A 15458-nucleotide genomic window follows, 5' to 3' on the forward strand; every position below is an offset into this window, starting at 1 on the left:
TAACGCATTTGTGGGGGACCCATAGTGACAACCTCTCAGTTGATTCAGGACCAGAAACCAGGTGCGGCCCGTCGGGAGGGACATCCCGGCATCGCGCTCACCGTCATCGCGGCCTGCCAACTCATGGTGGTACTCGACGCGACGATTGTGAACATCGCCCTCCCGCACATTCAAGACGCGCTCAAGTTCAGCACCACCGACCTCACCTGGGTCGTCAGCTCCTACACGCTCACCTTCGGCGGTCTGCTGCTCCTCGGTGGCCGGGCCGGTGACATCCTCGGCCGCCGCCGGGTCTTCATGGCCGGCATCCTGCTGTTCACCTTCGCCTCGCTGCTCGGCGGACTCGCCCAGGAGCCCTGGCAGTTGCTGGCCGCACGCGTCCTGCAGGGCGTGGGTGGCGCGATCGCGTCGCCCACCTCGCTGGCGCTCATCACCACCACGTTCCCCGAAGGACCGGAACGGAACCGGGCCTTCGGTGTCTTCGCCGCCGTCTCCGCGGGCGGCGGTGCCATCGGTCTGCTCGCGGGCGGCATGCTCACCGAGTGGCTCGACTGGCGGTGGGTGCTCTTCGTCAATGTGCCGATCGGCGTGCTGATAGCCGTGCTCACACCGCTGTACATCAGCGACTCCGAGCGACACTCCGGCCGCTTCGACGTCGCCGGCGCGCTGACCTCGACAGCGGGCATGGCCTCCCTCGTATACGGCTTCATCCGCGCGGCGGACGAGGGGTGGCGGGACAGCCTGACCATCGGATCCTTCGGCGCCGCCGTGGTCCTCCTCCTGGCCTTCGCGTTCATCGAGTCCCGCGCCAAGGAACCGATCACGCCGCTCAGGATGTTCGCCGACCGCAACCGCTCGGGTACGTACGTGATCATGCTGAGCCTCGCCGCGGCGATGTTCGGCATGTTCTTCTACATCGTGCTCTTCGTGCAGAACGTGCTGGGGTACAGCCCGATCAAGGCGGGTCTCGCCTTCCTGCCCGTGACGGTCGTGATCGCCCTGGGCGCGGGCCTGTCGCAGCGGTTCCTGCCGGTCCTCGGTCCGAAACCGTTCATGCTCGTGGGCTCGACGCTCGTGGCGATCGGTCTGGGCTGGCAGGCCCTGATCAGCTCCGACAGCTCGTACGCAGGCGGGGTCCTCGGGCCGATGCTGATGTTCGGTTTCGGCATGGGCCTGAATTTCGTGACGCTGACGCTCACGGCGGTCTCCGGTGTCGCCCAGCACGAGGCGGGCGCGGCGTCCGGTCTGCTCAACACCACGCAGCAGGTGGGCGGTTCGCTCGGCCTGTCCATCCTGACGACGGTGTTCGGTTCGGCCAGCAGGGACGAGGCGGAGAAGCAGATGCCGCAGTTCCTCGCCGACGGTTCGCCGGAGCAGAAGGCGGAATTCGCCCAGACGCATCAGCTGCCCGCCCCCTGGGGGCACGAGGTGCTCGCCCAGGGCATCTCGACGGGCTTCATCGCGGCCGCGGCGATGGCCGTACTCGCCCTGGTCACCGCCTGGTTGGTGATCAAGGTTCGCAAGAGCGACCTGGAGGCCCTCGCCGGCACGGCGGGTCCGGGCCTGGGCTGATTCGGCCCGGCGCCCGATGAGCAGCGGATGGCCGGACCGCGTCCGGGGGACAGAGGGCGAGGACGCCGGTCCGGTCATTCGTGTTCCGGCGACCACGGCCACCACGGCTGCCAGCATCGCCAGACACAGCACGTACTGCATGACCACCTCCTGCGCGCCCTCTTGTGTGTCACCGGTCTGTGCGAACTCATGGATCACACAGCGGACACCATGACAACGGCCGTGCAGTCACGCAGGGTTCCCAGCGCACACGGAGAGTCGCGATCAGTCGGGCGGCAGGGCGGTCAGTCAGGTGTCAGACGGAGTCCGGAACCCACTCCGGCAACGCCTCGGACTGCTCCGCCCACTCAGCGGGAGGGTTCCCCGCCTTCCCGGAGGCGATCACCCCGCCCACGATGGCGCAGGTCGTGTCCACGTCACCGCCGACCTGTGCGGTCGTCCAGAACGCCTGCTCGTAGTCTCCCAAGGCTCTGGCGGCCGACCAGAGCGCGAAGGGCACGGTGTCGTGGGCCGTCGTACGCCGACCGCAGCCCAGTACGGCCGCGACGGTGCCGGCGTCGGCGTAGTCGAGCATGTCCCGGGCTCGCCGCAGTCCCGCGCCGACGGCACTCTTCGGGACGAGTGCGATAACGCCGTCGAGGAGCGCCTGCGGACCGGGCGGTCCGCCGGGAGCCGCGGCCAGCGAGGCGGCCGCGGCGACAGCCATGGCGCCGACGACCGCCTCACGGTGCTGGTGCGTCGGGTACGCCGAGATCTCCGCCTGGTGGATCGCCTGCTCCGGGTCGTCCGCGTACCAGGCGCCCAGTGGTGCGATCCGCATCGCGGCGCCATTGCCCCAGGACCCCTGGCCGTTGAAGAGAGCGGCGGCGAGCTCGCGCCAGTCACCGCCTTCCCGGATCAACCGCAGCAGACGGTTGACAGCGGGGCCATAACCCCGGTCGAAGTCGTGGTGCTCGGCGAAGGAGCGGGCCAGTGCGTCCTGGTCGATGCGCTGGTGGGCGACCAGGACGGCGACCACGGAGCAGGCCATCTCCGTGTCGTCCGTCCACTGCCAGGGGCCAGGCGGCAGCTCGCGGCTCTTCAACAGCGGGTAGTTCACCGGCACGAAGAACTGCGAGCCCAGCGCGTCCCCCACCGCCAGTCCACGCAGGCTGGCCAGGGCACGCTCCAGGCGCCGGCCGGGAGAGGAGTCAGCAGTCATCGCCCTGCCACCCTATCCAGTGATCCCGTACGGTTCCGGATCCCGCCAGCGCTCGAAGGGCCGGTCCATCACATACTTGCCGTCGTCCCCGAGAACGAGCATCCGCATCTCCGCGTTCCCCGGGTTCGACAGCGACTCGAACTCCGCGACCGTCCAGTGGAACCAGCGCATGCAGAACAGGCGCATGGCCAGGCCATGGGTCACCAGCAGCACGTTCGGCGGGTGGTCGGGGGCCTCGAAGCTGCGGTACAGGCTCTCCAGGAAGCCGCCGACCCTGTCGTACACGTCGGCACCGGACTCGCCCTGGGCGAAGCGGTAGAAGAAGTGGCCGTACGCGTCCCGGTAGGACTTCTGAAGCCGGACGTCGTCACAGTCCTGCCAGTTTCCCCAGTCCTGCTCGCGCAGCCGGGGCTCCTCGCGCACTCGTATGAGCTCGGGGTCCAGGTGGAAGGCCCGGAGCGTCTCGTGCGTGCGGCGGTACGGGGAGACGTACACGCTGACCCGCTCGCGGCCGAACACCTCGCGCAGCCGTTTGCCCGTCTCCTCGGCCTGCCGCCAGCCCCGCTCGGTCAGCGCCAGTGCGTGGTCGGGTTCGCGCTCGTACACGGTGTCATCAACATTGCCCGTTGACTCGCCGTGTCGGACAAGGACGATGCGCCGTGGTCGTGCCATGCCAAAACCCTAGATCGAGTGAGGTCCCATAGAGCACTCGTACGGGCTCTATACAGCGTAGGTCACACACTTCCCGCACGGCGTACCACACCAAGGCGCACGATCGAACGGGTCCGGATTTCAAACCGCCGTGCACGGGTCGAGGTCCGGACATCAAACTGTCCAGGTCGGTTCCAGCTCCACGATGTCGCCCGTGAGGGACGCGACGTCCGCTTCCGTCTGGGCACGCAGGGCGAGCCGCTCCACGCGCTCGGTGCGGTACTTGCCGTGTTCGGCGGCCGACCGCCACATCGACAGCACCAGGAACTCGTTTCCCGGCGCCTCGCCGAACAGTCCGCGGATCATGCCGGGTGAGCCGGCCATCGCCGGGTTCCAGACCTTCTCCTGCATCAGCGTGAAGTGCTCGGCACGCTCCTCGTGGACACGGCAGAGGGCGACCCGCACCAGGTCGGCGTCCGTGAACCGCGGTTCGAAGCCGGTCTTCACATCGAAGCGGTAATCGAACAGCTTGGCCTGGATGTCCTTGAAGGTGCCGGACTGGGCCGCCGCCAGCCGGTCGTGGGAGCGAGCCATGAAGGAGTCGTAGAAGGCACGGCTCTCCCAGAAGGCGAAGATGTGCGCCACACCCTGCCGTCCCCTGCTCCAGCCCCCACCCTGTCCCCGAAACCCCGGCTCCCCCAGAAGCCCCGCCCACTTTCGCTGCCCCCGCTCGAACCCCCGGCGGTCCACCACGGTGCAGCGAATCCACTTGACCAGCACCGCGCCATCGTAAGGCCACGGAGCGTGGCGCCGGTCACGCTCGGACGGAGAGCTCGTCCGCAAGCTCCCCCGGACGCGTGGCAGGATGGACAACCTGCCGTGCCTGCCCGGAAGTTCGGGTCGGCGACACAGGGGGAAGGGGAAGTCTGGTGAACGGCCTCAGCAAGGGGATCCGCAAGGTCGAGATCGCCCTCAAGTGGGACCCGAGTCCCGCGGGGCAGCCGCCCAGCGATCTGGACATAGTCGCCGCGACCTACCTGGCGAGCGATCCGTATGGGGATCCCGCCTATGTGGTGCACTTCGACAGCCGCTCCCCCGACGGCACCATCTACCTCAACCGCGACAGCAAGGACGGCAAGGGCTTCGGCTGGGACGAGGTCCTGACGGTGGAACTCGACCGGCTCGACGCCCGCTACGCGCGCGTGGTGGTCGGCGTCGTCATCCAGCAGCGCCCCGGCCGGCGCACCTTCGTCAGTGTGATCAACCCGGCCCTGCGCATACGTGAGGGCTACACCGACCTGGCCGAGGACAATTTCGGCGGCGTGCTCGGAGCGACGGCGGCGACGGTCGCGGAGTTCCTCCGGGAGGAGTCCGGCGTCTGGGACTTCCACCCCGGCATCCACGGTTTCGAGGACGACCCCACGTCCTTCACGGCGATCATGGGCCGCACGCGCCGGGCCTGAGGCGTTCAATACGGCGAGGAGGGGCGTCGGCGCGTGGCCGGCGCCCCTCCTCTTCGGGGACTGCTTCAGGGACTGTCTGTCGAGCGGGGACGCCCCCGACCCGGTGTCAGCTGCAGCCGCTGGTCGAGCCGCAACCTTCGCAGATGTAGCAGGAGCCCGCCCGCTGCATCTTCGTACCGCAGGAGAAGCAGAGCGGGGCATCGGCCTGGATGCCCATTTGCATCTCCACCAGTTCGGCGCTGGTGTGGGCCTGCTGCGGAGCGGGCTTGGCCGCCTCGACCTCGGCCTTCGGAGCGGCGACGGCCTTCAGCTCCTGTGCGCGCGGCGCCGACTGCGCCAGGCCCTCGACGTCGACCTCGTCCTCGGAGGTCTCGTACGAACCCGTCTCCAGGTGGCGCTGGCGCTCCTCGGCGGAGTGGATACCGAGTGCGGAACGCGTCTCGAAAGGAAGGAAGTCGAGCGCCAGGCGGCGGAAGATGTAGTCGACGATCGACTGCGCCATCCGCACGTCCGGGTCGTCCGTCATACCGGCCGGCTCGAAGCGCATGTTCGTGAACTTCGAGACGTACGTCTCCAACGGCACGCCGTACTGCAGGCCCACGGAGACAGCGATGGAGAAGGCGTCCATCATGCCCGCGAGGGTTGACCCCTGCTTGGACATCTTCAGGAAGACCTCGCCCAGGCCGTCGTCCGGGTAGGAGTTGGCGGTCATGTAGCCCTCGGCGCCGCCCACGGTGAAGGACGTCGTGATGCCGGGACGGCCCTTGGGGAGGCGCTTGCGGACCGGGCGGTACTCGACGACCTTCTCGACCTTGGTCTCCGCGACGGGCTCCTCGGCCTTCTCCTTGGTCTTGGCGGAGAGGGGCTGGCCGACCTTGCAGTTGTCGCGGTAGATGGCGAGCGCCTTGACGCCCATCTTCCACGCCTCGAAGTAGACCTCTTCGACGTCCTCGACGGTCGCCGACTCCGGCAGATTGACCGTCTTGGAGAGCGCGCCGGAGATCCACGGCTGGATCGCGGCCATCATGCGGACGTGGCCCATCGCGGAGATGGAGCGCTCGCCCATGGCGCAGTCGAACACCTCGTAGTGCTCGTGCCTGAGGCCGGGGGCGTCGATCACGTTGCCGTGCTCGGCGATGTGGGCGACGATCGCCTCGATCTGCTCCTCCTGGTAGCCCAGGCGGCGCAGGGCCTGCGGGACGGTGCCGTTGACGATCTGCATCGAGCCGCCGCCGACCAGCTTCTTGAACTTGACCAGGGCGAGGTCGGGCTCGAGACCGGTGGTGTCGCAGGACATCGCGAGACCGATGGTGCCGGTCGGGGCGATGACGGACGCCTGGGAGTTACGGAAACCGTTCTTCTCGCCGAGACGCAGCACGTCCTGCCAGGCCTCCGTGGCGGCGGCCCAGATCGGCGTGTCCAGGTCGTCCACGCGGACGGCCTTGGCGTTCTCGTCGGAGTGCTGCTTCATGACGCGCAGGTGCGGCTGGGCGTTGCGGGCGTAGCCGTCGTACGGGCCGACGACCGCCGCGAGTTCGGCGGAGCGCTTGTACGACGTGCCGGTCATCAGGGAGGTGATGGCGCCGGCGAGGGCGCGGCCGCCGTCGGAGTCGTACGCGTGACCGGTCGCCATCAGCAGGGCGCCCAGGTTGGCGTAGCCGATGCCGAGTTGGCGGAACGCGCGCGTGTTCTCGCCGATCTTCTGGGTCGGGAAGTCCGCGAAGCAGATGGAGATGTCCATCGCCGTGATGACGAGCTCGACGACCTTCGCGAAGCGCTCGATCTCGAAGGACTGGTTGCCCTTGCCGTCGTCCTTCAGGAACTTCATCAGGTTCAGCGAGGCGAGGTTGCAGGACGTGTTGTCCAGGTGCATGTACTCGCTGCAGGGGTTCGAGCCGTTGATACGGCCGGACTCCGGGCAGGTGTGCCAGTGGTTGATGGTGTCGTCGTACTGGATGCCGGGGTCGGCGCAGGCCCAGGCGGCCTCGGCCATCTTGCGGAAGAGGGTCTTGGCTTCCACCTCTTCGATGACCTCGCCGGTCATCCGCGCGCGGAGGCCGAACTTGCCGCCCTGCTCGACCGCCTTCATGAACTCGTCGTTCACACGGACCGAGTTGTTGGCGTTCTGGTACTGGACGGACGTGATGTCGTCGCCGCCCAGGTCCATGTCGAAGCCCGCGTCGCGCAGGGCGCGGATCTTCTCCTCTTCCTTCACCTTGGTCTCGATGAAGTTCTCGATGTCGGGGTGGTCGACGTCGAGGATGACCATCTTGGCGGCGCGGCGGGTGGCGCCACCGGACTTGATCGTTCCTGCGGAGGCGTCGGCACCGCGCATGAAGGAGACCGGGCCGGAGGCGTTGCCACCGGAGGAGAGGAGTTCCTTGGAGGAACGGATGCGGGAGAGGTTCAGGCCGGCGCCGGAGCCGCCCTTGAAGATCATGCCCTCTTCCTTGTACCAGTCGAGGATCGACTCCATGGAGTCGTCGACGGACAGGATGAAGCAGGCGGAGACCTGCTGGGGCTGAGCCGTGCCGACGTTGAACCAGACAGGGCTGTTGAAGCTGAAGATCTGGTGCAGGAGGGCGTACGCCAGCTCGTGCTCGAAGATTTCGGCGTCGGCGGGCGAGGCGAAGTACTTGTAGTCCTCGCCGGCCTTCCGGTACGTCTTCACGATGCGGTCGATCAGCTGCTTGAGGCTGATCTCGCGCTGCGGGGTGCCGACGGCACCCCGGAAGTACTTGCTGGTGACGATGTTGACCGCGTTCACCGACCAGAAATCGGGGAACTCGACGCCACGCTGCTCGAAATTGACCGAGCCGTCGCGCCAGTTGGTCATGACGACGTCACGGCGCTCCCAGGCCACCTCGTCGTACGGGTGCACGCCGGGGGTGGTGTTGATGCGCTCGATGCGCAGTCCCTTGGCCGCCTTGGTGCCCTTGGCGCGGGAACTCCGTGCCGGACCGCTCGCCGTCTCTGTCATGCCGCCTCCCTGTACGGGCTAAAACGCCCTGAAGTGCCCCGATGTTCCCGTGGCACGGTGTTCTGTCTGGCGTTGCGGGCACCCTCGCTACTGCCCGCAACAGGTCTTCTCGTCGCCGCCACCCGGCCGGATCCGGAGCCCGAGGCCCCGGTCCGGCCCACAGGTCAGTCGGCGGTGCGTGCGGGCTCAGGGACCTGAGCAGTCCCTCCGGACCCGCTGTCGTCTTCCTGGCTCCCCGCGACAGCGCCGTCGCGGTCCTCGTCGTCCACGGCGGGGGGCCCCGTCTCCCTGAGTTCCGCGATGGCGGCCTCGAAGTCCTCGAGCGAGTCGAACGCCCGGTAGACAGAGGCGAATCGCAGATAGGCGACGAGATCGAGCTCCTGCAACGGGCCGAGTATGGCCAGCCCTACGTCGTGGGTGGTCAGCTCGGCGCTTCCAGTGGCCCGCACAGCCTCCTCGACCCGTTGGCCGAGCTGGGCAAGCGCGTCCTCGGTGACAGGCCGCCCCTGGCATGCCTTGCGCACGCCGTTGATGACCTTGGTACGGCTGAAAGGCTCGGTGACTCCGGACCGCTTCACCACCATGAGCGAGCACGTCTCCACGGTCGTGAAACGACGGGAGCAGTCAGGGCACTGGCGGCGCCTGCGGATCGACGTGCCGTCGTCGGTCGTACGACTGTCGACGACGCGGCTGTCGGGGTGCCTGCAGAAGGGGCAGTGCATGAACTCCCAACCCTCCTCACAGCAGACTCAGTAGCCTCAAAGACCTCTTGGGCCCCAGAAGCAGCCCCAAGCATAGGCGATCGCCGAGGGCCCGAAGACCCGGGGGACCACAACTTCTGGGCCACTGCTGCAATCCAACCACTAGATGTGGGGATTGGCTCATACATACACGCCTTACGCGAGCGTCGCGCCCGTATTGGCAGTGGCCGCGGCCGTACCGCCTCACCGACACTCGGAAGCGCACAGACATACCGCCACGACACATGCGGAGATAGCGTGAGCGCCACAGGGAGGGCGCGTGGGGTTCCCGCACAGATGGGGGCCGGTTCCCGGTTGACGGGATGGCGGATGGCAAACTGGGGCGGCAACCCACGAGGTCGCCACCTCGGCGGCGAAGAGTACAACGATGCACCGCTTTGTCCGCCAGGCGCCGCGTCAGCCATACACCCAGACACATGATCAAGTCAGGCGATTCGCGCTTTTTCACTCGAACGTGTGTTTGGCGCAACCTTTCGAAAGCAACTACCGTTGTCCAGCAGGGAGACCATCGAGAGGGGCCGACGTGACCACCACCGCAGACAGTGCCACCATCACTGCCCAGGACCGCTCCCAGGGCCGACTCGAGCCGGTGCATGCGATGAACGAAGCCACCAATCCCGAGGGACACAAGCGTTCCCTGCCGGGCCGACCTCCAGGCATTCGCGCGGACAGCTCCGGACTCACCGACAGGCAGCGCCGGGTGATCGAGGTGATCAGGGACTCAGTGCAGCGGCGTGGCTACCCGCCGTCGATGAGGGAAATCGGCCAGGCGGTCGGCCTCTCCAGCACGTCCTCGGTCGCACACCAGCTGATGGCACTGGAGCGCAAGGGCTTCCTGCGCCGCGACCCGCACCGCCCGCGCGCGTACGAGGTGCGCGGCTCCGACCAGGCCGCCTCGGCACAGCCCACGGACACCGCCGGAAAGCCCGCCGCGTCGTACGTCCCACTGGTCGGCCGCATTGCCGCCGGTGGCCCGATCCTCGCCGAGGAGTCCGTCGAGGACGTCTTCCCTCTCCCCCGCCAGTTGGTCGGTGACGGTGAGCTGTTCGTCCTCAAGGTCGTCGGTGACTCGATGATCGAGGCCGCCATCTGCGACGGCGACTGGGTCACCGTCCGCCGCCAGCCGGTCGCCGAGAACGGCGACATCGTCGCCGCGATGCTCGACGGCGAGGCCACCGTCAAGCGCTTCAAGCGCGAGGACGGCCACGTCTGGCTCCTCCCGCACAACGCGGCGTACGAGCCGATCCCCGGCGACGACGCGACCATCCTCGGCAAGGTGGTGGCGGTGCTGCGGCGCGTGTGACGGCTGCGGCGGGCGGGCCGGACGGCCCCGTCCCCTGACCGGGCCCCGGGACCCCTGCGCCGGTTCCGGGGTCCTGTGCTGTACGGGACACCATCAGGCGTCCCTGACGCGTACGTTGGCCTGACCGGTGGCGGTCAGGCCAACGCGCTTTTCACGCCTCTGCCTGCTTCGCCACCGCATCGATCGCGGCCAGCGACTTCCGGACCTGGTTACGGTCCGTGGTGTACCAGAAGTCGGGCAGTGACGCCTTCAGATAGCTTCCGTACCTGGCCGTGGCAAGTCGCTGGTCCAGTACGGCGACCACACCGCGGTCTCCTGAAGCCCGCACCAGGCGGCCGGCGCCCTGAGCCATGAGCAGGGCCGCGTGTGTGGCGGCCACCGCCATGAAGCCGTTGCCGCCGGCGTCCTCCACCGCCTTCTGGCGGGCGCTCATCAGCGGGTCGTCCGGCCGCGGGAACGGGATCTTGTCCATGACGACCAGCTGACAGCTCGGACCGGGGACATCGACGCCCTGCCAGAGCGACAACGTGCCGAAGAGACACGTCCCGGGATCGGCCGCGAAGTTCTTGATCAGTTCGCCGAGGGTCTCCTCGCCCTGAAGGAGGATCGGGAACTCGGGGATCCGGGAGCGTAGCTCCTCCGCGGCCAGCTGAGCGGCGCGCATCGAGGAGAACAGGCCCAGCGTGCGGCCGCCGGCCGCCTGGATCAGCTCGGTGAGCTCGTCGAGCATGTCGGCGCGGTCGCCGTCCCGCGCGGGTCGCGACAGGTGCTTCGCGACGTACAGGATGCCCTGCTTGCGGTAGTCGAAGGGCGAGCCGACATCGACGCCCTTCCACTGCGGAACGTCGTCGCCCTCCGTGCCCTCGGGGGCGAGGCCCAGTGAGGCACCGACGCCGTTGAAGTCACCGCCGAGTTTCAGCGTCGCGGACGTCAGGACCACCGAGCGGTCCGCGAAGAGCTTCTCCCTCAGCAGGCCCGAGACGGACATGGGAGCGACACGCAGGGAGGCGCCGAAGCGGTCGTGCCGCTCGTACCAGACGACGTCCCACTCGGAGCCGTTCGTGATCCGCTCCGCCACGTCGTGCACGCTTTCCACGGAGGCCAGCGCCTGCTTGCGGACCGCGTCCTCGTCCTGGACGGATTTGTCGCGGGTCGCGCCGATCGCGGAGATGACCGTACGGCATGCGTCCCGCAGTGACATGAGCGCGTAGCCGAGATCCTCCGGGATCTCCTCGAGACGGCCGGGCAGCGCCAGCTCCATCAACCGCTCGAAGCCCTCGGCTGCGGTCTGGAGCTGGTCGGCGGCCTTCTCGTTGACGAGCTTGGCCGCGCGACGCACCGCGCGATTGACCTGGCCCGGGGTGAGCTCGCCCGTGGCGACTCCGGTCACGCGGGAGACCAGCTCGTGCGCCTCGTCGACGATCAGGACCTCGTGCTGCGGGAGAACGGGGGCGCCATCGATGGCGTCGATGGCGAGCAGTGCGTGATTGGTGACGACGACCTCGGAGAGCTTGGCGCGCTCGCGGGACATCTCGGCGAAGCACTCGGCGCCGTAAGCGCACTTCGAGGCGCCCAGGCACTCCCGCGACGAGACCGACACCTGGGCCCAGGCACGGTCGGACACACCCGGCGTGAGGTCGTCGCGGTCGCCGGTCTCGGTCTCGTCCGCCCAGTCGCGCAGCCGCAGCAGGTCCTGGCCCAGTCTGCTGGTGGGGGCGGCCGCCTCGAACTGGTCGAAGAGGCCCTCTTCCTCGTCCTGCGGGACGCCCTCGTTGAGGCGGTGCAGACACAGGTAGTTCGACCTGCCCTTGAGCATCGCGAACTCCGGGCGGCGGCGCAGCAGCGGGTGCAGCGCATCGACCGTCCGCGGCAGGTCACGCTCCACGAGCTGGCGCTGGAGGGCGAGCGTGGCGGTCGCTACGACGACGCGCTCCCCGTGCGCGAGCGCGGGCACCAGATAGCCGAGCGACTTTCCGGTGCCGGTGCCGGCCTGGACCAGCAGATGGGAGCCGTCGTCGATCGCGTCCGCGACGGCTTGGGCCATGGTCACCTGGCCGGGGCGCTCCGTGCCGCCGACGGCAGTGACGGCAGCATGCAGGAGTTCGGGGAGTGAGGGCTTCGTCATAGCGCGACCACCCTACGGCCCGGCACTGACAAACGGGTGATCAAGGCGGGGACGAGGGGCGGGATCAAGACCGGGTGCTCCTCGGGTGAGTGTCGGATGGGTTCGGTCGAGGGCTGGATGGGCACGTTCGGGTCCGAGGTGGCTCGATTGCGGGCCGGAATCGCTTCGATTCCGGCCGATGCCGGCTCGGTCGCGTCTGAATTCGGACTCGGTTTCGGCAGCGGTCGGGCTCGGTCACGGCGGGGCCGACTCGGCTTGAAAGACATTCGGCGCGAGTGGGAACCGGATCGGCGCGGGCGGTGTACCAAAAGTGATGACGCTGCGACGCGGCGTCACAGGAGATGGCGCAGGGACCGGTCTCGGACCATGAGGGCGGCCCGCTTGGCGGGCAGGTCGACCTCGGCGGAGAAGCGGAAGCCGGCGCCCAGGAAGGCGGCGATGGAGGGAATGTTGCGAAGGTCGGGTTCCGCGACGACGCGGGCACAGGCAGACCGCCTGTCGAGCACGAGATCGGCCACGGCTCTCAGCAGAGCGCTGCCGAGCCCTCGCCCGCGGTCAGCGAGACCTCCGGTGAGGACGTGGATACCGGTGTCGTGGGGTCGAGCAGGGTAGTGGCGGGCCAGCGGATCCAGGTCCGCCCGGTAGATCTCCCAATAGCTCATGGGCGTGCCCTCCAGCATCCCGAGGCACGGGACGCTGCGTCCGTCGGCGGTGAATTGCGCCCGCAGGTGCTCCTCCGTGATGGACGGTGGCCCGGCCAGGTTCCAGAACGCTGCGACGGCGGGGTCGTTCATCCAACGGCTGACCAGCGGTAGGTCCCGCTCGACGCGCACGGGAACGAGGTGGAACACGCCTGCGGGGGTGGTGGTCGGCCCCCAGTCGGCGACGCGGTCGAGCAAGTCGTCTGCTGGGGAGACACCGAAGGCGGGCGGTGCCATGCCGTCGTCTCGGGCCCGTGCTGCGAGGGAGCCAGTCCGCTCGTCCTCGATGAGCGCGAGGAGTTCGTCGGGGAGGCGGAGGTCCAGGGTGTCCTCGTTGTCCTGGCCCAAGCCGACGAGGGTGTCGGTGCGGTTCTCGCCGGCACCGGGGCTCGTGTCGGTACCGATGTCGGCGACGGGGGCGGTGCCTGCGTCGGCACTCGCGTCGGCGGGAGGCACGGCGAGGCTCCTCTCAGGAGGTGGGGTGGGTCATGGTCCTCAGAGATGAAGGGGGTTGGCGATGGTGACGTAGACGGACTGGGTGTCCACCGGGCCGACGAGTTCGTCGAGGCCGTGCAGGCGGGTCAGCAGGTTGGCCTTGCAACGCAGGACGGGAGAGTCGAGCAGACGGGCGGGCAGCGTGGTGGGCAGCTTGGTGGGGCCGGAGGCCACGTCGTCGAGGAAGCGGCGGAAGGCGGCGAGCAACAGCCGTTCGTCGGCCAGGCGCTGGGAGCCGAAGGCGCCGATGAGGCCGAGAACATTGTTGATGGCGAGGTAGTACGCGAACCGCTCGTCGGTGACCTCGTCGGAGACGAAGGTGTCGCTGTGCTCGCCGATGCCGGGGAGCCGGGCGTCGAGTTCCGCGCGCCGGGACTCGCGGAAGTAGTAGCCCTGGTTGTCGCGATAGCGGCCGCCGGCGGGCCAGCCGTCGCTGTCCAGCAGGAGCAGGGTGTTCTGCTGGTGGGCCTCCAGGGCGATTCCCGCCTCCGCGTCCAGCCACAGCACCGGGCGGACGACCTGCTCGAGGTAACGCAGGAACCACTCTGCGGCCACGGCTCCCTGAGGACGGCCGGTCCGGACGACGAGATTTGTGACGAGCTGAGCCAGCCGGGACCGCATGAGTGGTCGGTCTGCGTCCCGACGGCCTGCGGCGTCGCCTGGTCGGGCGTCAGGCCGGGGCGCGACAAGTCCGGCGATGCAGGAGACGTCGTCCGAAGGACTGAAGGGGTTGTGCCGGATCATCACGTCGAGTCCGGACACCGGGCTGCCGTCCGGCTCGTCGACCGCGATCCAGGCAGGGTCGCGGACAATGTCGAACCCCGGATGGACCGCCTGCCAGTGCTTGGCCAGACCACTGCGCAGCAGCCGGTGGACCTCGACGCCGCGGTGGAGTTCCTTGCGGAGGTTCTCACGACGGGAGTTGGTGATGCGCAGGCCCAGTGACAGCTTGAGCATGGCGGGGGCGCCGGATTGGTGGACGGTACGGACGGAGGAGGTGGGTTGCCACGGCGAACCGTGCGAGCCGAGGTCCTGGAGGAGTCCTGCGTCGAGCAGGGCCGCGGTTTCGGGGCGGTGGCGGACCTCGCGCAGTTGCCACGGGTGCAGTGGCAGGGCTGTGTGGCCGTCGGGCAGCGGCAGTCCGGTGCCGGCGAGGCGTTCGGTGAGTTGGGCGGCAGAGACGGGGCGACCGCGTTCGGTCCAGGCCGAGTCGGTGGCGAGTACGGAGGGGGCGACAGCGATCCAGTGCAGAGGGAAGGAGCCGCACAACTCGGGTGAGTACGAGTGCGCTTCGGCCTCGGAGAGACCCTCGCGGCTCTTCGGGGTGGGGTGCAGAGGGTGCCCGAGGACGAGGGCCTGTTCGGCTGCGAGGAAGAGGTCGGGCGTGTCTGCAGGATGTTTCCGGCGGTCGCTGACGAAGGTGACGGTTCGCCGGACCGAGTCGGCCACGCATGCGACGAGGTCGGCGCCGCCGGCCAGGGCGGGAGCACCAGGCTGTCGGGTGGGAGTGTCGGCTGGGAGGACGCGAATCCCGGCCTCGGGCGGGGCGGCATCGCTCGCGATGGCGAAGGCAGTGATCGAGGAAGCAGCAGTGCCGATCCCGGGGGTGGCGCCGACGGTCGATGAGGGGGGAGAGCCGGTGCCGCGTGTCTCCCGGGCGAGTAGTGCGGCGAGGGTGACGGCGTCGACCGGCGGGGCCTGCTCGGGGGTGTCGGCGAGGTACGGGAGGCCGAATCGGTGCCAGCCCGTCGGGGACCAGTAGTGGACCGGGGCGAGCAGGGCCGTGCCGCTGACGGTGAGGGGGATGCGGAGGATGCCGGTGTCGGGGGCGGGGAGGTTGGCTTCGCGCGCCCAGCAGCGCAGCAGGTTCTCCACGGCCGCGGCCTCGGCCGCCGTATGGGGGTCGGGATGCTCCAGGAGATCGGCGGTGGTGCGGTGCAGCCGCTCGGCTTCGGGGGACCTCCGCGGTGCTCGCCGCGCCGCGGTCTCTCCGCCCGGCCCCGAGGCCGCCACCCGTGGTCGGACGGCGCGTGTCGTGGCTGACGCGGGTGTTGGTTGCCGGGAGGTCTGCTCTCCGGAGGGAGATCGGCCGTCCGGGTGGGCACGGCCGTCGGGTGCGGGGGTGGTGTTCAAGGCTCTGTTCCTCGGAGTGGTTCTGGCTCGCGCGGCCGGAGCTGGTCGGCGTCGTAGTGCAGCGAGTCGTGGG

11 protein-coding genes are annotated in these 15458 nt (G+C 68.8%); 3 read left to right on the forward strand and 8 right to left on the reverse strand.

All coding sequences use genetic code 11. The annotated features are described in order from the left end of the window. The first annotated feature begins 24 nt into the window (after positions 1 to 24). Entirely contained in the window at positions 25 to 1572 is a 1548-nt protein-coding gene (locus tag ABT063_RS19120) for an MFS transporter (RefSeq protein WP_351058527.1), read from the forward strand. Between the two features lie 295 nt (positions 1573 to 1867). On the opposite strand, the gene ABT063_RS19125 is transcribed toward ABT063_RS19120, so the two are convergent. The 3 genes from ABT063_RS19125 to ABT063_RS19135 form a co-directional block, all read right to left on the reverse strand. After that, complete coding sequence (locus ABT063_RS19125) at positions 1868 to 2773, reverse strand: ADP-ribosylglycohydrolase family protein (protein WP_351058528.1); 906 nt, start codon at positions 2771 to 2773, stop codon at positions 1868 to 1870. Positions 2774 to 2785: 12 nt separating this feature from the next. Further along, positions 2786 to 3445, reverse strand: coding sequence for a histidine phosphatase family protein (locus ABT063_RS19130; protein WP_351058529.1), 660 nt, complete (start codon positions 3443 to 3445; stop codon positions 2786 to 2788). A gap of 153 nt (positions 3446 to 3598) precedes the next feature. Then, positions 3599 to 4204, reverse strand: coding sequence for a YdbC family protein (locus ABT063_RS19135; RefSeq protein ID WP_351058530.1), 606 nt, complete (start codon positions 4202 to 4204; stop codon positions 3599 to 3601). Positions 4205 to 4353: 149 nt separating this feature from the next. On the opposite strand from ABT063_RS19135, the gene ABT063_RS19140 reads away from it, so the two are divergent. Further along, positions 4354 to 4887, forward strand: a complete 534-nt coding sequence (locus ABT063_RS19140; RefSeq protein WP_351058531.1) for a TerD family protein — start codon at positions 4354 to 4356, stop codon at positions 4885 to 4887. A 106-nt stretch (positions 4888 to 4993) separates the two neighbouring features. On the opposite strand, the gene ABT063_RS19145 is transcribed toward ABT063_RS19140, so the two are convergent. Together ABT063_RS19145 and nrdR are read right to left on the reverse strand one after the other, a co-directional pair. Continuing rightward, positions 4994 to 7867 (reverse strand): vitamin B12-dependent ribonucleotide reductase, encoded by a 2874-nt coding sequence (locus ABT063_RS19145; RefSeq protein ID WP_351058532.1) that lies wholly within the window; start codon positions 7865 to 7867, stop codon positions 4994 to 4996. A 164-nt stretch (positions 7868 to 8031) separates the two neighbouring features. Beyond that, complete coding sequence (gene nrdR, locus ABT063_RS19150) at positions 8032 to 8589, reverse strand: transcriptional regulator NrdR (protein ID WP_351058533.1); 558 nt, start codon at positions 8587 to 8589, stop codon at positions 8032 to 8034. A gap of 562 nt (positions 8590 to 9151) precedes the next feature. Here nrdR and lexA point away from each other — a divergent pair. Next, a complete protein-coding gene (gene lexA, locus ABT063_RS19155) occupies positions 9152 to 9931 on the forward strand; it encodes a transcriptional repressor LexA (protein ID WP_046257039.1) in 780 nt (259 codons plus the stop codon). 151 nt (positions 9932 to 10082) lie between these two features. Here lexA and ABT063_RS19160 read toward each other — a convergent pair whose 3' ends face one another. From ABT063_RS19160 to ABT063_RS19170, 3 genes are all read right to left on the reverse strand, one after another. Beyond that, entirely contained in the window at positions 10083 to 12056 is a 1974-nt protein-coding gene (locus ABT063_RS19160; RefSeq protein ID WP_351058534.1) for an ATP-dependent DNA helicase, read from the reverse strand. Between the two features lie 332 nt (positions 12057 to 12388). Further along, positions 12389 to 13213: a GNAT family N-acetyltransferase gene (locus tag ABT063_RS19165; protein WP_351058535.1), complete on the reverse strand. Its 825-nt coding sequence runs from the start codon at positions 13211 to 13213 to the stop codon at positions 12389 to 12391. A 39-nt stretch (positions 13214 to 13252) separates the two neighbouring features. Next, a complete protein-coding gene (locus ABT063_RS19170) occupies positions 13253 to 15385 on the reverse strand; it encodes an IucA/IucC family protein (RefSeq protein WP_502990842.1) in 2133 nt (710 codons plus the stop codon). Positions 15386 to 15458: the final 73 nt, after the last annotated feature.

This window comes from Streptomyces sp. NPDC002838, assembly GCF_040295365.1.
Classification (GTDB): domain Bacteria; phylum Actinomycetota; class Actinomycetes; order Streptomycetales; family Streptomycetaceae; genus Streptomyces.

Excerpts from the sequence above, each read along its gene's own strand:
- ABT063_RS19125 (WP_351058528.1), bottom strand. The coding sequence starts at position 2,773 with ATGACTGCTGACTCCTCTCCCGGCCGGCGCCTGGAGCGTGCCCTGGCC.
- ABT063_RS19130 (WP_351058529.1), bottom strand. The coding sequence starts at position 3,445 with ATGGCACGACCACGGCGCATCGTCCTTGTCCGACACGGCGAGTCAACG.
- ABT063_RS19145 (WP_351058532.1), bottom strand. The coding sequence starts at position 7,867 with ATGACAGAGACGGCGAGCGGTCCGGCACGGAGTTCCCGCGCCAAGGGC.
- nrdR (WP_351058533.1), bottom strand. The coding sequence starts at position 8,589 with ATGCACTGCCCCTTCTGCAGGCACCCCGACAGCCGCGTCGTCGACAGT.
- ABT063_RS19160 (WP_351058534.1), bottom strand. The coding sequence starts at position 12,056 with ATGACGAAGCCCTCACTCCCCGAACTCCTGCATGCTGCCGTCACTGCC.